Below are 22,041 nucleotides of genomic sequence, written 5' to 3'. Positions count from 1 at the left end.
AAACTTGTGGCGAGGGGATCCGTGGGAGCAAAGCTTGCTCGCGATGCAGGCAACACCATTCACTGCAGGACCGTGTCATCGTTCATCGCGGGCAAGCCGTGCTCCCACGGATCCCGCGCCACAGCACAATCAGAACTTGATGAAATGCTTGCGGTAATGCTGCAGCTCGGCAATGGACTCGCGAATGTCGTCCAGGGCCAGGTGGCTACCGCCCTTCTGGAAGCTGTCACGCACTTCAGGCGCCCAGCGTGCGGCCAGTTCCTTGAGGGTGGAGACGTCCAGGTTGCGGTAGTGGAAATAGCTCTCCAGGGATTTCATGTGGGTATAGAGGAAGCGCCGGTCCTGGCAGATGCTGTTGCCACAGATCGGTGATTTGCCCTTCGGCACCCACTGCTCGAGGAAGGCGATGGTCTGCGCCTCGGCCTCGGCCATGCTGATCTTGCTCTCGCGCACCCGCTGGGTCAGGCCCGAGCCGCCGTGCTGACGGGTATTCCACTCGTCCATGCCGGCCAGAATCTCGTCGCTATGATGGATCGCAATCACCGGCCCTTCGGCCAGGGTGTTGAGGTCACTGTCAGTGACGATGGTGGCCATTTCGATAATGACGTCGGTGTCGGGGTTCAGACCGGTCATTTCCAGGTCGATCCAGATCAGGTTCTGCGGATTTTGCATAAGAAGGGCTCCTCGGAGTAGCTGCGCAGTTTAGCCTAGGCAGGCCTGCGGGCGTGCTAAACTCGCCGCCGTTTTACCTAATCGCTGCATTTTCTTCATACGGAACACCCATGGCCAAACGCCAACTCAATCGTCGTCAGAACTGGCGCATCGAAAAGATCCAGGGCGAGCGCGCAGCCCGTGCCGCAAAACGCGAGTCCAGTGCGGTGCAAGCCCTGGAAGGCGGCGACCTTGGCCCCGAACAGACCGGCCTGGTGATCGCGCACTTCGGTGTGCAGGTCGAGGTCGAGGCCCGTGAAGGCGAATTGGCCGGCCAGGTCTTCCGTTGCCACCTGCGCGCGAACCTGCCGGCGCTGGTCACCGGTGACCAGGTGGTCTGGCGTGCCGGCAATCAGGGTATTGGCGTGATCGTGGCACAGTTGCCGCGCCACACCGAGCTGTGTCGTCCGGACAGCCGGGGCCAGCTCAAGCCGGTGGCAGCCAACGTCGACATGATCGTTATCGTGTTCGCCCCGCTGCCAGAGCCCCACGCCAACCTGATCGACCGTTATCTGGTGGCGGCCGAGCATGCCGGTATCCGCCCGTTATTACTGCTCAACAAGTTCGACCTGATCGATGAGCAGAATGCCCCCGCGCTGAATGCCTTGCTGGCGGTCTATCGGCAACTGGGCTACCCGGTGCTGGAAGTCTCGGCCCACCACGGCAATGGCATGGAACAACTGCAACGGCAGTTGGACGGGCGCATCAGCGTGTTCGTCGGCCAGTCCGGTGTCGGCAAGTCTTCGCTGGTCAACAGCCTGCTGCCGGAGGTCGAAACCCGCGTCGGGCCGCTGTCCGAGCTGTCCGGCCAGGGCACCCATACCACCACTACCGCGCGGTTGTTCCACTTTCCGGGCGGCGGTGAGTTGATCGACTCGCCAGGCATCCGTGAGTTCGGCCTGGGCCATGTCAGCCGGGCCGATGTGGAGGCCGGGTTCATCGAGTTCAACGACCTGATCGGCACTTGCCGCTTCCGCGACTGCAAGCATGATCGCGAACCCGGCTGCGCCTTGCTCAAGGCACTGGAAGACGGCCGCGTGCAGCAACAACGGATGAACAGCTATCGTTCGATCATCGCCAGCTTGCCGGAAAGCGGTTATTGATCTGAAGGTGAGCCGGGCGCAGTTGTGGCGAGGGAGCTTGCTCCCGTCTGTGGGAGCAAGGCTTGCCCGCGATGAACGTTGACTCGGTCTTGCAGTTGAATCGTGTCACCTGCATCGCGAGCAAGCTTTGCTCCCACGAGCCCAATCACTGCGCAGGTGTTCCCGCCGGTTTCGGTGCGGCGTCGTCGAACAGGTTCAGGCGCTCGCGCAACTCGTGGGCCGGCACCGGTTGCTGATCGGCCGGCAAGGCGTTCGGATCAGCCGCAGCACCAGGCGTCGCCGCTGGTGCTTCGCCCGGGGAACCCTGGCCCTGGGCCGGGTCCGGTGCCGGATCGTCAGTCTGCGAGCCTTCGATGGCCTTCTGCGCCTTCTTGGTCAACACCACGATATCGATACGCCGGTTGACCGGATTGAACGGGTCCTTGCGGTCGAACAATGCCGAAGAGGCATACCCGACCACCCGTGCCACCTGCTCATCCGGATAGCTGCCGGCCACCAGGGCACGACGTGCCGCGTTGGCACGGTTGGCGGAGAGCTCCCAGTTACCGAAGTCACCCTTGCCGATGTACGGCTTGGCGTCGGTATGACCGCTGATACTGATCTTGTTCGGCACCGCCTTGATGGTGTCGGCCATGGCCAGCAGGATGTCTTCGAAATAAGGCTTCAACCGGGCGCTGCCGGAATCGAACATCGGCCGGTTCTCGGCATCCGTGATCTGGATGCGCAAGCCGTTCGGCGTGATCTCGAACAGGATCTGATCCTTGAATTTCTGCAGTTGCGGGTTCTCGTCGACCTTGTTCTGCAACTCCTGCAGGAGCAACTCCAGGCGTTCGCGCTCGACCTGCTCGGCCATGCCTTCGACCTGCTCGGAATCCACCGTTACCTTGTCGGGCTGCGGCTGGGATTTGACCTCGGGATTGAGGGTAGTCTCGGGTGCCAGGGTCGGCGAGCCGCCCAGGTCGATGATGTAGGGCGTACCGCTTTCGGAGAAGCCGACCGGGTCCTTGAAGTAACCGGCGATGGCGATCTTCTGTTCCGGGGTCGCGGTGGACAGCAGCCACAGCACCAGGAAGAACGCCATCATCGCCGTCGCAAAGTCGGCGAAGGCGATTTTCCAGGCGCCCCCATGATGCCCGCCGGCGATGCGCTTGACGCGCTTGATGATGATCGGCTGGTTGTTCTCCATGGCTTAGCGACCGCGAACCGCTTGTTCCAGCTCGGCAAAGCTCGGACGATGCGCCGGGTACAGAACCTTGCGGCCGAACTCCACCGCCAGCGAAGGCGGCATGCCCGAGGCCGAGGCCACCAGGGAGGCCTTGATGGCCTCGTAGGTATTGAGCTCTTCCTTGGCATCATGGGCCAGGGAGTGGGCCAGCGGACCGAAGAAACCATACGCGGCCAGAATACCGAAGAAGGTACCGACCAGGGCCGCCCCCACGTGCAGGCCGATGGACTTCTGGTCGCCATCGCCCAGGGAAGCCATGGTCACCACGATACCCAGTACCGCCGCGACAATACCGAAGCCGGGCATGGCGTCGGCGATGCCGGTCACGGCGTGGGACGGATGCTCCAGGTCCTCCTTGAGGCTGTACAACTCCATGTCGAACAGGCCTTCGAGTTCATGGGGGGCCATGTTGCCGGACGACATGATGCGCAGGTAATCACAGATGAACGCCGTCATGCGGGCGTCCTTGAGCACTGCTGGATACTTGGCGAAGATCGGGCTGGCGGCGGCGTCTTCGATATCGCCCTCGATCGCCATCATGCCTTCGCGGCGGCTCTTGTTGAGGATCTCGTAGATCAGCCCCAGCACCTCGAGATAGAAAGTGTGACTGAAGCGCGAACTGAACATGCCCAAGGACTTCTTGAGCACATGCATCGTCATGTAGCCGGGGTTGGCCTGCAGGAATGCGCCAAGGGCCGCGCCACCGATGATCATCACCTCGAAGGGTTGGATCAGGGCGGCAATCTTGCCATGGGAGAGCACGTATCCGCCGAGTACGCTCGCGAACACGACAATGATGCCGATAATTTTAGCCATAGATTGAAAGTACTTATTTAAGTCGGGTTCAAGGTCATATTCGGAAGCTGGAAAATCTCTTCTTCTACTTATCGGCAAAACTGCGCCAGACTATAGCCAGTTCAGGCGAAAAGCCAATTTGCCACGTTGCAGCATGCGATGATCACGTCCAGCCATGGCTAACGAAACGAAGGTTCCAACCCCACGACCGACCACGCTCGAAGGCTGGGTGAAACTGCTCGAGGGCGTGCATTTGCCGGTGCCCCAGGCCAGTCATGACCGGGTCTGCAGGGCCATTGCCGACAGTCGCCGCTCGTTGCGCGACATCGCCGAGCTCATGCAGGACAGCCCTGCCCTGGCCCTGAGCGTTATCCGCGAAGCCAACCATCATACCCATGGCAGCCTCACTGAACCGGCGGAAAACCTCGAAGTGGCCATCAACCGCCTCGGCCTCACGCGTACCGAGGAGCTGCTCGCCCGTCTGCCCTCGCTGCCGGAGCAGGAGATCCCCGTCACCCTGCGCCAGTTGCAGTTGATCAGCCAGCACGCCACGCAACAGGCCAATGGCTTTTTTGCCAGCCGCCTGGCACGGCTGTGGCAGGACATCCACTGGGGCAGCCTGTTGTTCCTGTCACCGCTCTGGCCCCTGGCCCTGACTCACCCGCGATTGCTGGGGGAATGGGAGATGCGGGTGATCCATAGAGGTCAGTCGGCCAGCAAGGTGGAGCGCGAACTGTTCGGTGTCGGCCTGCTGGAGATCTGTCTCGCGGTGGTGGAAGCCTGGCGCTTGCCGAATTGGGTGGCGCAAGGCTATCGCCTGCTGCTCAATGAGCGCCGTGAGCTGGTGAAGGTGTTGCGCATCGCCCGGGACAGCGAACACCCGCTGCGCCAGCAAAACCGCCTGGACGATGACCCGACCCTGCGACGCTGGCTCAACCAGCCGGCCAATACCGTGCTGCTGGCTAATGGCCTGGCACTGTCGGCGCATCAGGCGTGGGATTGCCCCCACAGCATCCGCTGGCAATACCTTACCAGCCTGTACCTGCAGATGCCCATGGATGAGCTTCAGCAACAGTTGCACCAACAGGCCGCCAGCAGTGCCCGTCACCACGCCATGCCGGACCTCTGGCATCCGGCCGTGGCGCTGATCTGGCCACCGGGCAGCCGTCGCGTCCAGGCCGCAAGGTCCTCCGTCGCCGAACCCAGCACCGAAGACCTGGCCCTGTGGCGCAAACGATGCGCCGCGCTGCTGGTGGAGCCAAGCCCCTTCAGCAACGCCATGCACTTGACCACTTCGGCACGGGATGCGCTGGTGGCGTGCGGCATGCGCCGGGTGATGATCCTGATGGCCGACCGCAGCCAGACCAGCGTGCGCGTGCACCAGATCGCCGGCCTGCCCCCTGAGGCCGCGGCCATGAGTTTCTCCATCAGCCAGAGCAAGGTGTTGCAGCGGTTGCTGGCGCAGCAGGCACAGGTTCGCCTGAACCCGGAAAACAATGCACAGTTCTCGGCACTGCTGCCACCGGGACTGCGCGCACTGTTCAAGGGCGAGCACATGCTGTTGCGCTCCCTGACCTGCAATGGCCGGGTGATCATGCTGGTGGCCGTGGACCAGGGCGGCGGCCCCTTCGTGGATGTGACGGTGCAAGCCTTCGGCAGGACCGTGCAGTGCATCGAACGGGCGCTTCATACCTTTACCAACCGTGGCCGCTGAACTTGGTACAATCCCTTCCTTTTGCGTCCCTGGAGGCGTGACATGCCTGACTTCTCTGGCTTGCCGCTGGTGATCGAGCCCAGCGATCTGCTCCCGCGTCTCGACGCCCGCGAGCTGATTCTGGTGGACCTGACCAGCGCCGCCCGCTACAGCACCGGCCACATCCCTGGCGCACGCTTCGTCGATCCCAAGCGCACGCAATTGGGCCAGCCACCAGCGCCGGGACTGTTGCCGGCCAAAGCCGATCTCGAGGCCTTGTTTGGCGAACTCGGGCACAACCCGGATGCGGTCTACGTGGTCTATGACGACGAAGGTGGCGGCTGGGCCGGCCGCTTTATCTGGCTGCTGGACGTGATCGGCCATTCGAAATACCACTACCTCGATGGCGGCCTGCTGGCATGGCTGGACGAAAGCCTGCCGGTCAGCACCGATGTACCGGTCTGCGCCGGCGGCCCGGTGCAACTGACGCTGCGCGACGAACCTACTGCCACCCGCGAGTATCTGCAAAGCCGTCTCGGCGCCGCCGACCTGGCGATCTGGGACGCACGGGGCCCGCTGGAATATTCCGGCGAGAAAATCGTCGCGGCCAGGGGCGGTCACATTCCCGGCGCCGTCAATTTCGAATGGACCGCAGGCATGGACAAGACTCGCAGCCTGCGCATCCGCCGGGACATGCCGCAGATCCTCGAACAACTGGGCATCACGCCCGACAAAGAGATCATCACCCACTGCCAGACTCACCACCGCTCCGGCTTCACCTATCTGGTGGCCAAGGCGCTCGGTTACCCACGGGTCAAGGGCTACGCCGGCTCCTGGGGCGAATGGGGCAACCACCCCGACACCCCGATCGAGCTTTGAAGGTTCCTAAGGATATTTAATGAAAAACCGTTTGTTCATCATCACCCAGTACCTGCTGCCCCACCACCTGCTGTCACGACTGGCCGGCTGCATCGCCGAATGCCGCGTGCGGTGGTTCAAGAACGCGTTCACCCAGTGGTTCGCCAAGCGTTACCAAGTGGACATGTCCCAGGCCCTCGTGGAGGACCTGACCGCCTACGAGCACTTCAATGCGTTCTTCACCCGCGCCTTGAAAGAAGGCGCACGGCCGCTGGATGAAACACCCGGCGCGATCCTCAGCCCTGCCGACGGCGCCGTCAGCCAGCTCGGCCCTATCGAGCACGGCCGGGTATTCCAGGCCAAGGGCCACAGCTTCAGCGTGTTGGAACTGCTGGGTGGCGACTCGGCCAACGCAGCGCCGTTCATGGGCGGCGATTTCGCGACCATCTACCTGTCGCCCAAGGATTATCACCGCGTGCACATGCCGCTGGCCGGCACCTTGCGGGAGATGGTCTACATTCCGGGCCGCATCTTCTCGGTCAACCAGACCACCGCCGAAAACGTCCCGGAGCTGTTCGCCCGCAACGAACGCGTGGCATGCATCTTCGACACCGAGCGCGGGCCGATGGCCGTGGTGCTGGTGGGTGCAATGATCGTAGCCTCCATCGAAACCGTCTGGGCCGGGCTGGTCACGCCGCCCAAGCGCGAACTCAAGACGTTCCGCTACGACGAAGCCGCCCGCGCGCCGATCCACCTGGAAAAAGGCGCCGAGCTGGGCCGCTTCAAACTGGGCTCGACCGCCATCGTGCTGTTCGGGCCGGGCCAAGTGAAGTGGGCCGAAGATCTGGTGGCCGGTTCGCCAGTGCGGATGGGCCAGGGTTTGGCACTGCCAAACAGTTGATTCAAAAAGATCGCAGGCTCCTACAGGTGCGCGCATGACCTGTAGGAGCTGGCGAAGCCTGCGTTCTTTTTGAAGACTCTGCCCTTTCGGCTACACCTGCTAGAGTTGGAGACATCCCTTCATTTCCAGCCGGAGCCGTCCACGGCATGAATGAGACCAGCCCTCTCCCGCTATTGCGCGTCTCCACCCCGACGCAATCACGCCTGTCGTTCTGCGAGGCTACGCCAAGGGATCTCAAGCGGTGGATTGCCAATCTGCCCAAGGCCAACATCGGCGAAACGGCTCGCCTGCTGTACCAGGCCATCGGCGAACTCAACCTGCTGCTCACCCCCAGCGAGAATCGCCTGCAATTGCTCGAACTGTTGCGACCCGAGGTGTATTACGTCTGCAAGCACCTGGAGCGACATTTTCTGCAACAGGCCATCGTGCTCGATGATCGCTCGCGCAAGATCGTCAACCTGTGCCAGGCCCTGCAAACTCATCTGGCGATGGGCTACAAACAGATCGTGGCGCGCATCGCACCGAAGTTCACCAAGGACCGGGCGCGCCTGCTGAGCACCGCACTGCAAAGGGCGATGCACGCCCTCAACGGTCCATTGCTGCGCGCCACCGAGCTGTATAGCCCAGTGCCTGAAGGGCTATGGCTCGATCTGCACCAGTTGTACCGGATCGCCTGCCAGCACCGGTTGCAACACCTGAGTATCGGCGACGACTTGGTCAGCCAGGTCCAGCAACTGAGCGCCGAGCAAACCTACGTCGTGGCCCTGCTGCTGGGCGCATCACGCAGCAATCAGCTGCGCCAGGGCCAGATCGCACGACTGGCCGAAGTGCTGGAAGCCTGGAGCCAGCGGATCAAGCTGGACCCGACCAGCATCGCCGCCAGCCTGTTCGCCGTTGCGCCGGAGCTGGATGTCGGGCCGCGCTACCGTTCCAAGTTCAGGGCCGAGCAACAACCGGGCCTGCTGGGTGTTGACCTCGAACCGCTGGTGCGCGCGATCACCACTCATCTGGAGCGGCCTGCCGAGCACACCCTGCCGGTACCTGGCGGCATGAGCACCGATACCTTGCAGCATTTGCAAGCCGCCTGGGGTGAAGCCGTCGAACGCAGCTTCCAGCGCACCGAAGGTAATGGCACGCTTACCATTTGCGTGGGTATGAGTGCGCTGCACTATTACCTCGGTGGCGAACGCTCCTTCAGCGAAATCCTGAAGACTCCTGTCACCCGCAAGGCCCGCTTCGAAGCCTCGCCCAGCAAGGCCAGCGATACCTGGAAGCAAGCCTTCGACGCCGCCCCCACGGGGGACAGCGACATGCTGCCCTACGAAGAGATCGAATACCCGGTCAACCCGGCCGATGAAGAGGCCAGCGGGTCGGACAACCAGCATCACTTTCCCACTTATGAACTGCCAATCGTCAACCACAGCCCCGGGGGATACTGCCTTGGTTGGCCGAAAGAAGTGCCGGAGCAATTGCAGGCCGGGGAAATGATCGGCATTCGAGATACCAACGATCAGGCCTGGAGCGTCGCGGTGGTGCGCTGGATCCGCCAGGTTCGCGGCGGCGCCATGCAAATGGGCATTGAGCTGGTTGCCCCCTATGCCCAGCCTTGCGGCGTGCAATTGGTCCGGGAGAAGAACGAAACCGGCCATTACCTGCGAGGGTTGTTATTGCCGGAAATCAGTGCCATCGAACTTCCCGCAACCATGATCGCCCCCCGCCTGCCATTCCAGGAGGGGCAAAAGGTCCTGATCAACACAAACGGCCAGGAACTCCGGGCGGGCCTGGACCGGCGGGTGACCAGCACCCACAGCTTCAACCAGTTTGCCTATCACCAGGAGGATGCCGGCCCCGCCGGGGGCGGCGGAGACCAGGAAGGGGATTTCGATTCGTTGTGGAAGTCGCTTTAACAGACAACCAAGCAACCCTGTGGCGAGGGGATTTATCCCCTCGCCACAAAAGAAAAAAGTCACAGACCCTGGTTCAGAGTTGTCCGTCGCGATCCCTGAAACCGAGCAGGTACAACACCCCATCCAGCCCCAGGGTGGAGATCGCCTGCCTGGCCGATTGCTTGACCAGCGGCTTGGCCCGGAATGCCACACCCAGGCCCGCTATCGCCAGCATCGGCAGGTCGTTGGCACCGTCACCCACGGCGATGGTCTGCTCCAGGCGCAGGCCTTCTTTTTCGGCCAGCTCGCGCAGCAGGTCAGCTTTGCGCTGGGCATCGACGATAGGTTCGACGGCCACGCCGGTCACCTTGCCGTCCACCACTTCCAACTCGTTGGCAAACACATAGTCGATGCCGAGCCTGGCCTGCAACTGCTTGGCAAAGTAGGTAAAGCCACCGGACAGGATCGCCGTCTTGTAGCCCAGGCGCTTGAGTTCGGCAAACAGGGTTTCGGCGCCCTCGGTCAAGCGCAGGGAGGCGCCGATGGCGTCCAGTACACTGACGTCCAGGCCTTGCAATAACGCCAGGCGTTCCTTGAAGCTGGCGCGAAAATCCAGCTCGCCGGCCATGGCCCGCTCGGTGATGGCCGACACCTTGTCGCCCACGCCGGCAGCCTTGGCCAGTTCATCAATGACTTCGGCTTCGATCAGTGTCGAATCCATGTCGAACACCGCCAAGCGACGGTTGCGACGGAACAGCGAGTCTTCCTGGAACGCAATGTCGACGTTCAGCTCCTGGGATACGCTCAGGAACTCGGCACGCAACGCATGGGGATCGGCCGGCTCGCCGCGCACGGAAAATTCGATGCACCCTTTGCCCTTGTCCGCCGGGGTGTCCAGTGGCATGCGTCCAGACAAACGATCGATGTGGTCGATGTTCAGGCCGTACTGGGCGGTGATCGAACTGACGCGCTGCAGCTGTTCGGCGGTGACCTTGCGGGTCAACAGGGTAACAATGTGCCGCTTCTTGCCCTGCCCGGCCACCCAGTGCTGGTAGTCCGCTTCGGACACCGGCGTGAAACGGACCTGTTGATCAAGCTTGTAAGCGGTGAACAGGATGTCTTTGAGCACCGACTTGCTCCGCTCTGCATCCGGAATTTCAACCAGGATGCCAAAGGACAGCGTGTCGTGGATCACCGCCTGACCGATGTCTAGAATGTTCACACCACCCTGGGCCAGAACGCCGGTAATGGCCGCAGTCAGACCCGGACGGTCGCTGCCAGTGATGTTTATCAGGACGATTTCGCGCAAGGCGCACCCCCGCAGGTGGAAAAAAACCGCATTCTACCCACTTTCAGTGACCATCGGGCACCGCCAGTGCTTTGCCGGTCATGGGGCTGTCGCTATACTGCGCGTCAATTTCACGGACAAAGAGCCGAGCTCAGTGAACCGGCCCACGCCAGTCAAAACCGACAACTTCTTCCTGCTGATCTTCCGTGCACTGCGCCATCGTCGCGTGCCGATTGCATTGCGCATTGCCAGCCATAACGTGATCCTGGTCGCCCTGGCCCTGGTCATCTATGCCTGCGTGATGGGCCTGCAGTTCAAGCAGGCGATGCACGAGCAGGCCGATGCCCTGGGTGAAAGCCTGACCACCCAGACCGCTACGTCCGCCACCGAGTTGCTGGTGTCCAACGACATCCTCAGCCTCAACGTGCTACTCAACAATCTGACCAAGAACAAACTGGTCGCCCACGCCGCCATCTACAGCGTGGACAACCGCATTCTCGCCGAGGCCGGCCAGCGTCCCAAGCCAGGTCTGTTGGGCGAGCCCGGCGGCATGTACCAGAGCAAGATCACCTTCCAGGACGTGACCGCCGGACAACTGCGCATCAGTCTGGACATGGACCAGTTCCAGCAACCGATGACCATCAGCCTGCAAAGCATGGGCATCCTCAGCGCGATACTGCTGGCTCTGGCGCTGGCGTTGAGCCTGCGTCTGGGGCGACATCTTTCCACGCCACTGCTGCAGTTGCGCGTCTGGCTGCGGGACATCGACGAACACACCCCGGCCACCCAGCGCCAGGACGAAATCGGTGATCTGGCGCGGCAGCTGCACGCCAGCTTCGCACCGGAACCCGAACCCGTGCCGGAGCCCGAGGACATCGATTACGCTGACGATGAGGCCGAACCGGAGTTCGAGGTGCGCAACCTGCGTGATCCCGGCTTCGATGAAAGCCAGCCCATGCCAACGTCCAGGCCCGCGCCTCGTCACGTGGTACGGACGATCGAGGACGATGAAGACGACGACGCCTTCGCCGACCTGCGGGACGAATCGGTGGCCGGGCAACCGCAAGCAGTCGCCAGGCCCGCCGCCTCGCATCAACCACAAAACAGCGCCGTGCTGGCCGTGCAACTGGGCGCCCAGGACCAACTGCGTCGCTTGCCCCAGGCTCGCCTGAAGGAACTGCTCGAACGCTACCGCGATTGCCTCGACCAAGCCGCCTCGCTCTACCAGGGTGAACTGCACACCCTGAACGACGGCAGCACCTTGATGCTGTTCCATACCGAAGACAGCGGTGACGATTACCTGACCAATGCCATTTGCTGCGGTGAATTGCTGCGGGCCCTGGGTCATCAATTACAGATCGAAGTCGCTGACAGCGGCATCACTTTGCAGCTGCAACTGGGCCTGACCCTGGGCGACGGGCTGTTCGGCCTGAGTCAGATCGACCTGTTGCTGACCGAGACCGCCCAGGACGCCCTGGCGCTATCGCAACACAGCCGCAACCTGCTGCTGGTGGAACGCAAGATCAACGACGATGCCCTGATCCGCCAGCGCACCCGCATCCGCCCCATCGCCAGCCCCGAAGGCGCGTGTTGTGTGGAACGCTTGATGGAACCGTATCCGTCGATGCTGGAGCGGCAACTGGCGCGAATGCATGAGCGCCAGGCCTGAATTCAGGTCGCTGGAATGACGAAGCCCGCAGATGAGTGATTGTCCGCGGGCTTTTTTGTGGCCTTCGCGGGCCTCATCGCGAGCAGGGCTCGCTCCCACAAGGACAGCGCTAAACCTGTGGGAGCGAGCCCTGCTCGCGATGAGGCCAGCACAGCCGCCGAAGATCTATCCCCCAGAAACAACAAGCCCGCATCAACGCGGGCTTTGTCTTGCCTCCAGTCCGGCCATCAGAACCTGAACACTTCCATGTCGGTACGAATTGGCAAGGCCATCGGAATATTTGGCGACTTTTCCGGCTCAGCAGGCTTGGCCTGGGAAGGAGCGGCCTTGCGCGGTGCCGCCTCGACCAGCGGCGGCTGGTTGGCCAATGGCTTGAGCGCCGCGGACAGTTGCTCCGCCAAACGCTGCAGAAGGACGCCCTGGGCCTGAACCTGCGCAGCGGTACCGCCGGTATGTTGCTCTTGCAGATGAACGATGCGGTTCTCACGAACTTTGCCGCGACGGTCGATCAACCGCCACTGGGCATCGAGCACCGCTGGTTGCGCTTCGCCCGAATCCAGGCGAGTGATCGACAGCAGCACTTGGACATCCGGGGTGAAACCCTGGGTGGCCGGCGCCAATACCACGCGCTGACTGTCCAGGTGGCCGGCCACCTGGCGCAGCAGCAACTGGTCGATGTCCGAGGAGAGGCTGCCGGCCCAACGGCCGTCAGTGGCAGCCTGCAAGCTACCGTCGGGTTGGCGTTGCAACAGGGTTTCGCGTTGCAGGTAGTCGGCGATCGACACCGGGCCCAGCAATACAGCCATACCTGTGCTTTGCGCAGGCTGGGCCGGGTTGCCACTGTCGAGTTGATACAGCGACACCGGCTGATGGAGGCTGCAACCCGCCAGGCCAAGCAGGCCGGCGAGCCACAAAATAGGAAGGCGCAGAGCAGTCATCGTTCCATCCAGGTGGCGGCCACAAGGCTTACCACAGTGAAAAAATACTCGGTCATTATGAAGAACGCTCGGCCACGCCGGCGCTTGAAAGGGCCTATCATCCGTGAATATGCGTTCCGACTCCAGCGCAAAAGCAACGATCTGCGGCTTTTAATCGCAGACCGAGCCGTCTAGCACGCTTAATTGAGGTTTTCGACGAGCAGTGCATCGACCCGCTGAAAACCTCTTGGAAGCTTGTTGCCCCGCCGACCACGTTCACCTTTGTAATGCTCAAGATCGTCTGCTTTGAGTGAGAGCGTACGCTTTCCAGCCTGTAGCACAAGCGTGGCCCCCTCCGGCAGCACTGCAATATCCGTGACATATTCCTCGCGACTAGCGACCCGTTCGCCGGAAATTCCAATGATCTTATTACCTTTACCTTTACCTAATTGTGGCAGGTCGCTGATTTTGAAGACCAGCAGCCGCCCCTCGGTCGTCACCGAAGCCAACCAGTTGTTATCCCGGTCGAAAACCGGGCGCGGGGCGATGACCTTGGCGTTGTTTGGCAGGCTCAACAACGCCTTGCCCGCCTTGTTCTTGGCTTGCAGGTCTTCACCCTTGACGACGAACCCGTAGCCGGCGTCCGACGCAATAACGTACAGCCCGTCATCATCAGGCATCAGCACGCACTCAAAAGTTGCACCCGGTGGTGGCGTCAGACGACCGGTAAGCGGTTCGCCCTGGCCGCGAGCCGATGGCAGGGTATGGGCGGGCACCGAATAACTGCGACCCGTGGAGTCGATAAACACCGCAAATTGGTTCGAGCGCCCAGGTGCCAGGGCCTTGAATCCGTCCCCGGCCTTGTAGGAAAGTCCCACCGCGTCGATGTCGTGCCCCTTTGCAGAGCGCACCCAGCCTTTTTCCGACAGCACGACGGTCACTTTCTCGTTAGGCAGCAGATCGTGTTCGCTCAGAGCCTTGGCTTCGGCCCGCTCGACGATGGGCGAACGACGGTCGTCACCATAGGTTTCGGCGTCCTTGAGCAACTCGGTGCGCACCAGCTTCTTGAGCTTGGCCTCGCTGCCCAGCAAGGCGAGCAGTTTGGCCTGCTCCTTGAGCAATTCGTCTTGCTCGGTCCGTAACTTCATCTCTTCCAGCCGCGCCAATTGCCGCAGGCGGGTGTCGAGGATGTAATCGGCCTGAATTTCGCTCAGGGCAAAACGCTCGATCAGCTTCGCCTTCGGGTGCTCCTCGGTGCGGATGATGTGGATCACTTCGTCCAGGTTGAGGTAGGCAATCAGCAAACCGTCCAACAAGTGCAAGCGGCGCTCGACCTTGTCCAGGCGGAATTGCAGGCGTCGACGCACCGTTTTGACGCGAAACTCCAGCCATTCCACCAACAGCGCCCGCAGGTTTTTCAACTGTGGCTTGCCGTCCAGGCCGATGATGTTGATGTTGACCCGGTAGCTGGACTCCAGATCGGTGCTGGCAAACAGGTGCTGCATCAAGGCATCGTGGTCGACCCGGCTGTTGACCGGGATGATCACGATGCGGCACGGGTTCTCGTGGTCCGATTCGTCACGCAGATCCGCCACTTGCGGCGCTTTCGACGGCTTTGCCTGCATCATCGCGGCAATCTGCTCCAACACCTTGGCCCCGGAAACCTGGTGTGGCAGCGCGGTGACGATGATGTCGCCGTCTTCGATGTGATACACGGCGCGCATGCGTACCGAACCGCGGCCGCTCTCGTAGATCTTCAGCAAGTCAGCGCGCGGGGTGATGATTTCCGCTTCGGTTGGGTAGTCCGGCCCCTGGATATGCTCGCAGAGTTGCTCCACCGTGGCTTTCGGTTCGTCCAACAGACGCACGCACGCCGTGGCGACTTCCCGCAGGTTATGGGGCGGTACGTCAGTGGCCATGCCGACGGCGATGCCGGTGGTGCCATTGAGCAGGATATTCGGCAAACGTGCCGGCAAAACCAGAGGCTCGTCGAGAGTGCCGTCGAAGTTCGGCCCCCAGTCCGCCGTGCCCTGGCCCAGCTCGCTGAGCAGCACCTCGGAATAACGCGACAGCCGCGCCTCGGTGTAACGCATGGCCGCGAACGACTTGGGATCGTCCGGTGCACCCCAGTTACCCTGGCCATCCACCAAGGTGTAGCGGTAGCTGAACGGCTGGGCCATCAGCACCATGGCTTCGTAGCAGGCCGAGTCACCGTGGGGGTGGAACTTGCCGAGCACGTCACCGACGGTCCGCGCCGACTTCTTGTGCTTGGAATCGGCATCCAGCCCCAACTCGCTCATGGCATAGACGATCCGCCGCTGAACCGGCTTCAGACCGTCGCCGATGTGCGGCAAGGCACGGTCCATGATCACGTACATGGAGTAATTGAGGTAGGCATTTTCGGTGAAGTCAGCCAGCGATCGGCGCTCTACGCCGTCCAAGCTGTCTGCAAGAATGTCGCTCATGCGGGCCTCATCAGTTCATTGTCTGGCGCAACGGCATGCTGCCATCGCGCTGGGTAGATTCAAGTATGTTCAGGGGCGGCCGGCTCATGGCGATGCGCTCCAACCGCCATCAGGTGCGGCAAAGCGCCAGATGATCGGCCGTTCTTCGCCGTCGGCCCGGGCCCCGTCATTGTTGTCCAGGCCAACCCAGGCGCCCTTGGCGTCCACCACCAGGGCCTCGGCCAGCCCATAGGCCTGGGAATAGCGACGATTATCCTGCAAGGCCTCGGCGGCAAACGACCAGCAGCGCTCGACTTCGGCGGTCTGGAGATCGCGGCGACAAATCTGATAGGCGTTGCGCTCCAGGGTGAACAGCTTGCCGTCGAACAGGGACAAGTCGGCAAAATCCCGGGATACCGCCTTGGCATTGGGAAACTGCGCCGGCTGCATTTCCTGCCCTGCTTCGCTCAACAGCACACAATGACCGTCACAGTCCCACACCGTCTGCTGACGCTTGATCAAGAGCAAGCCACGTCGCTCCCGCTCCGCCGCCAGCCATAGCCGGTCGCCGGCCGAGTTCACCGCCAGACCTTCGAACAATGCATTGAAATGCAGCAACATGCCGCTGGCACGGGCCTCGCGGATCATTGTCGGGGCAATCTTCAGCCAGGAGACATCGCCCAACGGCGGCACCTGCAATACGGCGGCGTGAGATTCGCTGACCACATATCGATTGCCGGCGCTGTCGCAGCTGATGCCTTCGAAATCCAGCTCGCCACCGCGCAGGAACGACGCCGCCCAGGTGCGCGACCTCAGCCCCCAGGGCAAACCGCTGTCCGGCGCCTGCGGCACGTCGATGATCAACGCCTGGGCAGGCCAGGCCCCATCACGGGAGGTGTCGAGGCGATAAATGCGGTCATCGTCGCGATCCGACACCGTCCACATCTCATCGCCACAGAAAGCCAGCCCGGACAGATTGCCGCCGCGCATGCCGTCGACAGCGTGCTCGGACAGCAACTTCAATTCCGGTACCGGCCCCGCGAAGATGGCCCCCGCCCATAGCAACAGCGCCAGGGCGAAACCGTTGCGCATCAGGCCAGGACCTCGGCCAGGTCGCCCTTGGACTCAAGCCAGGACTTGCGATCACCCGCGCGTTTCTTCGCCAGCAGCATGTCCATCATTTCCGAGGTCGCGGCGAAATCGTCCAAGGTCAGTTGCACCAGACGACGGGTGTTCGGGTCCATGGTGGTTTCGCGCAGCTGCGGCGGGTTCATCTCGCCCAGGCCCTTGAATCGGGTGACCTGCGGTTTGCCGCGTTTCTTCTCGGCCACCAGGCGGTCGAGAATACCGTCACGCTCGGCTTCGTCCAGGGCGTAGTAGATTTCCTTGCCCAAGTCGATGCGATACAGCGGCGGCATCGCGACGTAGACGTGACCGGCGTCCACCAGCGGACGGAAATGCTGGACGAACAAGGCGCACAGCAAGGTTGCGATGTGCAGGCCGTCGGAGTCGGCGTCGGCAAGGATGCAGATTTTGCCGTAACGCAGCTGGCTCATGTCCTCCGCGCCCGGATCGACCCCGATGGCCACGGCGATGTTGTGCACTTCCTGGCTGGCCAGCACTTCGCTGCCGTCCACTTCCCAAGTGTTGAGGATCTTGCCCCGCAACGGCAGGATCGCCTGGAACTCCTTGTCCCGTGCCTGCTTGGCCGAGCCGCCGGCGGAGTCACCTTCCACCAGGAACAGCTCGGAACGCATCGGGTCCTGTCCCGCGCAATCGGCGAGCTTGCCCGGCAACGCCGGCCCCTGAGTGATGCGCTTGCGCTCGACCTTCTTGCTGGCCTTGAGACGACGGCCGGCGTTGCTGATCGCCAGCTCCGCCAAAGCCAGGCCGGTTTCCGGGTTGGCATTGAGCCACAGGCTGAACGCATCCTTGACCACACCGGAGACAAACGCCGCCGCTTCACGGGACGACAAGCGCTCCTTGGTCTGCCCGGAGAACTGCGGCTCCTGCATCTTCATCGACAGCACGAAGGCAATGCGCTCCCACACGTCCTCCGGCGCCAGCTTCACCCCACGCGGAAGCAGGTTGCGGAACTCGCAGAACTCACGCATTGCATCGAGCAAGCCCTGACGCAAGCCGTTGACGTGGGTGCCGCCCTGGGCCGTGGGAATCAGGTTGACGTAGCTTTCCTGGACGCTCTCGCCGCCCTCGGGCAACCATAACAGCGCCCAGTCGACCGCCTCTTTATTGCCGGCCAGACTGCCGCAGAACGGTTCGTCGGGCAGGCGTTCAAAACCACTGACCGCGTCCACCAGATAGGAACGCAGGCCATCCTCGTAATGCCATTCGACTTTCTCGCCGGTGGTTTTGTCCTCGAAACTGACCAATAACCCCGGGCACAACACCGCCTTGGCCTTGAGCACATGCTTGAGGCGGCTGACGGAAAACTTCGGCGAATCGAAATACTTCGGATCCGGCGCGAAATACACGCTGGTGCCGGTGTTGCGCTTGCCGACACTGCCGACCACTTCCAGCTCGGTGGCCTTGTAGCCGTCGGCGAACGTCATCTGGTATTCGTTGCCATCCCGCTTGACCCGCACCCGGACCTGGGTCGACAAGGCGTTGACCACGGAAATACCCACCCCGTGCAGACCGCCGGAGAACTGGTAGTTCTTGTTGGAAAACTTACCGCCCGCATGGAGCTTGGTGAGGATCAGCTCGACACCCGACACGCCCTCTTCGGGGTGAATGTCCACCGGCATGCCACGGCCGTCATCGCTGACTTCCAGCGAATGGTCGGCGTGCAGGATGACCTGCACCGATTTGGCGTGCCCGGCCAAGGCTTCGTCGACACTGTTGTCGATGACTTCCTGGGCGAGGTGGTTCGGCCGACTGGTGTCGGTGTACATGCCGGGGCGCTTGCGCACCGGGTCGAGGCCCGAGAGGACTTCGATGGCGTCTGCGTTATAAGAGCTAGCGCTGGGAGTGGCCATGGGGTCTCGTCGTCTGTGTTCGAATGAAAAAGGGGCGATGGCTCACAGCGATGTGAAGTCGATCGCCTGGTACAAATCGGCGCCGATGCCGGCAAAACTCAACAACGCTGGCAACTGTTGGGCAAACCCCTGGAAACTGTGGTCGCCGCCCGCCTGGATGCGCAAGGCACAGGCGCGGTAGTACTGTTGGGCGTGGCGATAATCCAGCGTTTCGTCACCGGTTTGCAACCATACCTGATACCGCTGAGGATCCTGGGGCGCCGGCACTTCCAGCGCAGCCAGGGCCGTGACGTGGTCGTGGGTCAATTCCCAGGTTTCATCGGTGTATAAATTCTTTTGCGTGCCCAGGTAACCGTCGAACATCCGATGGGGGCTGACCGCAGGGTTGATCAACAGCGCCTTGAGGCCGTGGCGCTCGGCCAAGTGAGTCGCATAGTAGCCGCCGAGCGAGCTGCCGACCAGCAGCGGCCGCCCCAGTTGTGCAATTGCCTGTTCCAATTGGGCCATGGCTTCGCGGGGGTGGTGGTGCAGGGCTGGCACTTGCAGCTGATCGCCCAGGCCCAGGCGGGTCATTACGTCGATGAGTTGACGGGCCTTGGTTGAGGCTGGGGCGCTGTTGAAGCCGTGGATGTAGAGGATCGAAGCCGACATTCCAACTCCCTGGGTTTGGGGGCAAAGGCCGGAGTTTACAGGGAGATTGGGGGTGTTTGGGGGACATGCTTTCCGTACAAGGGATTTATCCCTGCTTTTTGTGGGAGCGAGCCTGCTCGCGATAGCGGCCTTATTGGCCCCCGGTGTCAGGATAGTTGTCGCCTCTCCGAATTTTCCTGAAAAAGCAGATCGGGGGCGGAAAGAGACTGTTCGTGCCGTACTATTCACCTGAACGCAAAGCCGCATTGCTCAAGATGCTGCTTCCTCCGCTCAACCTGTCGATGGCCGAGGTTTCCCGGCGCGAAGGGGCCAGCGAAATGTCTTTGTCGAACTGGCGCAAGCAGGTCGGTTCTGAAGGAAACGCAGTGCCCGATAACACCTCATCGACCCAGAACTGGACAGCCGAAATCAAGTTTGCTGTCGTCCTTGAAGCCGCCGGCCTGTCCGAGATTGAACTGGGTGAGTACTGCCGCCGTAAAGGCCTGTATCCCGAGCAAATCAGCGCCTGGAGGCAAGCCTTCATTAGTGGCCAGAAGACGGAAAAAGCCCAGCAAAAAGACGATCGCGAACAAGCCCGTAAGGACAAGAAACGCATCCAGGAACTTGAGCGTGAACTGCGCCGCAAAGACAAGGCGCTGGCTGAAACCGCCGCGTTGTTGGTGCTGCGAAAAAAGCTCAACGATTACTGGGGGATCGACAACGAGGACAGCTAACGGCTTTGCCAGAGCGGCAGTTACTCGTAACCTGGTTGAATGAAGCGCAAATGGCCGGAGCCCGGAAAATCAGGGCCTGCCAGGAAGTCGGCCTCTCGCTCAGAACCTTGCAGCGCTGGACTGAAACCGAGGCTATTCAGGCTGACGCCCGAACGACCACACCGGCGTACGCCGCCGAGTCAGATCGTGCCGAGACTGGCCGATCAACAGCGCTATCTGGCATCGGAAGCCACGTTTTATCGGGTGCTGCGGGCTGCGGGTCAACAACAGCATCGAGGTCGTAGCCAGCGCCCGCGACGGCATGCGGCACCGACGACCCACACGGCCAAGGGGGCGAATCAGGTGTGGTCGTGGGACATCACCTACCTGCCGTCGCCGGTGCGTGGCAAGTATTACTACTTGTACCTGATCGAGGACATTTACAGCCGCAAGGCCGTGGGCTGGGAGGTTTACGAAGAGGAAAGCGGTGAGAAGGCGGCTGCGTTGCTGCAGCGTAGCGTGATCGGCGAGCAATGTTTGCATGAACCGCTGGTACTGCACTCGGACAATGGTGCCCCGATGAAATCACTGACGCTGTTGAGCAAGATGCATGACCTGGGCATCACACCGTCACGTGGCCGACCGCGTGTGAGCAATGACAATCCATACTCGGAATCGCTGTTTAGAACGTTGAAATACTGCCCGCAATGGCCGGCAGATGGCTTTGCCAGCCTGGACGCCGCACGCATCTGGGTCAGGGATTTCATGCGTTGGTACAACCACGAACACCGGCATAGCCGGATCCGCTTCGTGACCCCGGCGGAGCGGCATCAAGGGCAGGATCAACAGATCCTGGCTCAGCGTCATGAACTGTACGAGCAAGCCCGAAAGAAAAGCCCGGAACGCTGGTCTGGACGAACACGGAACTGGGAGCCGATAGGCACGGTGCTGCTGAATCCGGATCGAGAGCAGCAGGCCGAGAAAAGAGCAGCATAGTTAGACGGTGACGCGACAACTACCTTGAAAAACGCCGTTGGGTACATATCCATTGCTGCGGTAACGGCTACCTATGGTTCCGCTCTTACAGCGGGTTACTTTGGCAAACGCCCCAAAGTAACCAAAGGTCTGTGCCCCACCACTCGGCACCTCGCCTACGCTCGGTGTGCCCTCACTCCGGCATTGCTCCGTGGGCCGCCGCGAAGGGCCATCCATGGCCCAGCGCGGCTAACCCGGCATCCATGCCGGGTTACCCACTACGCAATACCTGCGTTCGGCCAGCGTGGTTAATGGGGCGTTCAAGATCAAAATCAAAAGCAAAAGCAAAAGCAAAAGCAAAAGCAAAAGCAAAAAGCGACGTTTCGCTAAATTCTCGTCACAGGGGCCGCTGACTTATCGGGGGATCGACGACGTCCAGCGCTCGGTTTGCCAGCAACTCACTGAGTTCGACCATCTGCTGGACGCCGAAGGCTATATGCCGGTTGGAGCCTTCCAGGTTGAAGGCCAGGTCGTTGAGCATCGCATTTGCCGAGGCCAGGGTTTCGCTGAGGTTGGCCAGGAGGGTTTCGCTGTCCAGGTCTTCGACGACGGTGAATAGCTGGCCGGGAAATGGTCTCTTTTTGGCCTGGGGTTCTGGGGCGAGGTAGAAGTTGAGGGCGCGTTCGGCGGCTTCGTCGAGTTTCTTGGCGTCGAGGCCGGTGTGAGCCGAGGTGGAATCGGTTTCGGGGGGATTAGGGGTTACTTTGAACATGATGAGGCTCCCTTATGTAGTGGAACCGCCATTTCCCGTTTCCAGGCGAGAGGGTGGCAGCTATGCGCGGGCTGGAAAACCGGAGTGCGGAGCAAACCCGGCAGACTCGAAAGTCTCCCGCGCACAGCCGCCATGAAGCAGAACTGCACACGCAAAAAAGCGATGCAGTATCTCATGTGGCGCGCTGTTGCATCCTCACTTATCGGGTTTCCAGGCCCGGTCGCTGAATTGCAGCGACCGAAAAAGGTTAGCGAGTCCCCTTCCCACCCGGCAACCGCCAGAGCTCGTCGGAAAAATCTGCCTGGACGTCCGACCATTCCCACAGATTTAGGTCGGTAATAAAGCCGCCATCGCGAGCAGGCTCGCTCCCACAGGGGGACGAGGTGTAGCCTAAGAGACAGGTCGGCCTTCAGAACGCCTTCGCGGGCAAGCCCGCTCCCACAGGGGACCAAGGTCAGCCGCAAG

At 61.7% G+C, this 22,041-nt stretch carries 16 protein-coding genes and 1 pseudogene; 7 read left to right on the top strand and 10 right to left on the bottom strand.

Going from position 1 to position 22,041, the window contains the following annotated elements:
• Positions 1 to 129: 129 nt before the first annotated feature.
• Positions 130 to 672, bottom strand: coding sequence for an oligoribonuclease (gene orn, locus QZH45_RS03560; protein ID WP_024780809.1), 543 nt, complete (start codon positions 670 to 672; stop codon positions 130 to 132).
• A gap of 110 nt (positions 673 to 782) precedes the next feature.
• On the opposite strand from orn, the gene rsgA reads away from it, so the two are divergent.
• Positions 783 to 1,814 carry a small ribosomal subunit biogenesis GTPase RsgA gene (gene rsgA / locus QZH45_RS03555; RefSeq protein WP_024780810.1) on the top strand — a complete coding sequence of 344 codons (1,032 nt, stop codon included), beginning with the start codon at positions 783 to 785 and terminating at the stop codon, positions 1,812 to 1,814.
• Positions 1,815 to 1,959: 145 nt separating this feature from the next.
• Here the strand turns inward: rsgA and motB are convergent, their stop codons facing one another.
• On the bottom strand, positions 1,960 to 3,000 hold the full coding sequence (motB, locus tag QZH45_RS03550; protein WP_024780811.1) for a flagellar motor protein MotB: 1,041 nt from the start codon (positions 2,998 to 3,000) through the stop codon (positions 1,960 to 1,962).
• A 3-nt stretch (positions 3,001 to 3,003) separates the two neighbouring features.
• On the bottom strand, positions 3,004 to 3,855 hold the full coding sequence (motA, locus tag QZH45_RS03545) for a flagellar motor stator protein MotA (RefSeq protein WP_024780812.1): 852 nt from the start codon (positions 3,853 to 3,855) through the stop codon (positions 3,004 to 3,006).
• Positions 3,856 to 4,009: 154 nt separating this feature from the next.
• Here motA and QZH45_RS03540 point away from each other — a divergent pair, with 154 nt between their 5' ends.
• The 4 genes from QZH45_RS03540 (at position 4,010) to QZH45_RS03525 (ending at position 9,193) form a co-directional block, all read left to right on the top strand.
• Complete coding sequence (locus QZH45_RS03540; protein WP_024780813.1) at positions 4,010 to 5,548, top strand: HDOD domain-containing protein; 1,539 nt, start codon at positions 4,010 to 4,012, stop codon at positions 5,546 to 5,548.
• Positions 5,549 to 5,590: 42 nt separating this feature from the next.
• Complete coding sequence (locus QZH45_RS03535) at positions 5,591 to 6,406, top strand: rhodanese-like domain-containing protein (protein WP_024780814.1); 816 nt, start codon at positions 5,591 to 5,593, stop codon at positions 6,404 to 6,406.
• Between the two features lie 19 nt (positions 6,407 to 6,425).
• The gene (gene asd / locus QZH45_RS03530; protein ID WP_055135981.1) at positions 6,426 to 7,286 is read left to right on the top strand and encodes an archaetidylserine decarboxylase; all 861 of its coding nucleotides are present in this window, start codon (positions 6,426 to 6,428) and stop codon (positions 7,284 to 7,286) included.
• A 146-nt stretch (positions 7,287 to 7,432) separates the two neighbouring features.
• Positions 7,433 to 9,193 carry a hypothetical protein gene (locus QZH45_RS03525; RefSeq protein ID WP_024780816.1) on the top strand — a complete coding sequence of 587 codons (1,761 nt, stop codon included), beginning with the start codon at positions 7,433 to 7,435 and terminating at the stop codon, positions 9,191 to 9,193.
• Positions 9,194 to 9,266: 73 nt separating this feature from the next.
• On the opposite strand, the gene serB is transcribed toward QZH45_RS03525, so the two are convergent.
• A complete protein-coding gene (gene serB / locus QZH45_RS03520) occupies positions 9,267 to 10,481 on the bottom strand; it encodes a phosphoserine phosphatase SerB (RefSeq protein WP_024780817.1) in 1,215 nt (404 codons plus the stop codon).
• A gap of 133 nt (positions 10,482 to 10,614) precedes the next feature.
• On the opposite strand from serB, the gene QZH45_RS03515 reads away from it, so the two are divergent.
• Complete coding sequence (locus QZH45_RS03515) at positions 10,615 to 12,129, top strand: AhpA/YtjB family protein (protein ID WP_024780818.1); 1,515 nt, start codon at positions 10,615 to 10,617, stop codon at positions 12,127 to 12,129.
• A gap of 227 nt (positions 12,130 to 12,356) precedes the next feature.
• On the opposite strand, the gene QZH45_RS03510 is transcribed toward QZH45_RS03515, so the two are convergent.
• From QZH45_RS03510 to QZH45_RS03490, 5 genes are all read right to left on the bottom strand, one after another.
• Positions 12,357 to 13,067: a PqiC family protein gene (locus QZH45_RS03510; RefSeq protein ID WP_024780819.1), complete on the bottom strand. Its 711-nt coding sequence runs from the start codon at positions 13,065 to 13,067 to the stop codon at positions 12,357 to 12,359.
• A gap of 179 nt (positions 13,068 to 13,246) precedes the next feature.
• The gene (parC, locus tag QZH45_RS03505) at positions 13,247 to 15,511 is read right to left on the bottom strand and encodes a DNA topoisomerase IV subunit A (protein ID WP_055135265.1); all 2,265 of its coding nucleotides are present in this window, start codon (positions 15,509 to 15,511) and stop codon (positions 13,247 to 13,249) included.
• Between the two features lie 84 nt (positions 15,512 to 15,595).
• Positions 15,596 to 16,582 carry an esterase-like activity of phytase family protein gene (locus QZH45_RS03500; RefSeq protein WP_024780821.1) on the bottom strand — a complete coding sequence of 329 codons (987 nt, stop codon included), beginning with the start codon at positions 16,580 to 16,582 and terminating at the stop codon, positions 15,596 to 15,598.
• The gene (parE, locus tag QZH45_RS03495) at positions 16,582 to 18,486 is read right to left on the bottom strand and encodes a DNA topoisomerase IV subunit B (protein ID WP_053194263.1); all 1,905 of its coding nucleotides are present in this window, start codon (positions 18,484 to 18,486) and stop codon (positions 16,582 to 16,584) included. The genes QZH45_RS03500 and parE overlap by 1 nt, the downstream gene beginning before the upstream one ends.
• A gap of 42 nt (positions 18,487 to 18,528) precedes the next feature.
• Positions 18,529 to 19,137, bottom strand: a complete 609-nt coding sequence (locus tag QZH45_RS03490) for a YqiA/YcfP family alpha/beta fold hydrolase (protein ID WP_047700387.1) — start codon at positions 19,135 to 19,137, stop codon at positions 18,529 to 18,531.
• A gap of 212 nt (positions 19,138 to 19,349) precedes the next feature.
• Here QZH45_RS03490 and QZH45_RS03485 point away from each other — a divergent pair.
• Positions 19,350 to 20,825 (top strand): annotated as a pseudogene (locus tag QZH45_RS03485) (IS3 family transposase).
• Between the two features lie 376 nt (positions 20,826 to 21,201).
• On the opposite strand, the gene QZH45_RS03480 reads toward QZH45_RS03485, so the two are convergent.
• Complete coding sequence (locus tag QZH45_RS03480) at positions 21,202 to 21,576, bottom strand: DUF6124 family protein (protein WP_024780824.1); 375 nt, start codon at positions 21,574 to 21,576, stop codon at positions 21,202 to 21,204.
• Positions 21,577 to 22,041: the final 465 nt, after the last annotated feature.

The organism is Pseudomonas corrugata (assembly GCF_050920615.1).
Classification (GTDB): domain Bacteria; phylum Pseudomonadota; class Gammaproteobacteria; order Pseudomonadales; family Pseudomonadaceae; genus Aquipseudomonas; species Aquipseudomonas corrugata.
Note: the sequence above shows the minus strand (reverse complement) of the source record. Positions and strands in the feature narration are given on the sequence as shown.

Coding starts and splice junctions, on each gene's coding strand:
- QZH45_RS03540 (WP_024780813.1), top strand. CDS start 4,010: ATGGCTAACGAAACGAAGGTTCCAACCCCACGACCGACCACGCTCGAA.
- parE (WP_053194263.1), bottom strand. CDS start 18,486: ATGGCCACTCCCAGCGCTAGCTCTTATAACGCAGACGCCATCGAAGTC.
- QZH45_RS03480 (WP_024780824.1), bottom strand. CDS start 21,576: ATGTTCAAAGTAACCCCTAATCCCCCCGAAACCGATTCCACCTCGGCT.
- QZH45_RS03500 (WP_024780821.1), bottom strand. CDS start 16,582: ATGCGCAACGGTTTCGCCCTGGCGCTGTTGCTATGGGCGGGGGCCATC.
- asd (WP_055135981.1), top strand. CDS start 6,426: ATGAAAAACCGTTTGTTCATCATCACCCAGTACCTGCTGCCCCACCAC.
- QZH45_RS03510 (WP_024780819.1), bottom strand. CDS start 13,067: ATGACTGCTCTGCGCCTTCCTATTTTGTGGCTCGCCGGCCTGCTTGGC.
- QZH45_RS03525 (WP_024780816.1), top strand. CDS start 7,433: ATGAATGAGACCAGCCCTCTCCCGCTATTGCGCGTCTCCACCCCGACG.
- QZH45_RS03490 (WP_047700387.1), bottom strand. CDS start 19,137: ATGTCGGCTTCGATCCTCTACATCCACGGCTTCAACAGCGCCCCAGCC.
- QZH45_RS03535 (WP_024780814.1), top strand. CDS start 5,591: ATGCCTGACTTCTCTGGCTTGCCGCTGGTGATCGAGCCCAGCGATCTG.
- orn (WP_024780809.1), bottom strand. CDS start 672: ATGCAAAATCCGCAGAACCTGATCTGGATCGACCTGGAAATGACCGGT.
- rsgA (WP_024780810.1), top strand. CDS start 783: ATGGCCAAACGCCAACTCAATCGTCGTCAGAACTGGCGCATCGAAAAG.
- motB (WP_024780811.1), bottom strand. CDS start 3,000: ATGGAGAACAACCAGCCGATCATCATCAAGCGCGTCAAGCGCATCGCC.
- parC (WP_055135265.1), bottom strand. CDS start 15,511: ATGAGCGACATTCTTGCAGACAGCTTGGACGGCGTAGAGCGCCGATCG.
- motA (WP_024780812.1), bottom strand. CDS start 3,855: ATGGCTAAAATTATCGGCATCATTGTCGTGTTCGCGAGCGTACTCGGC.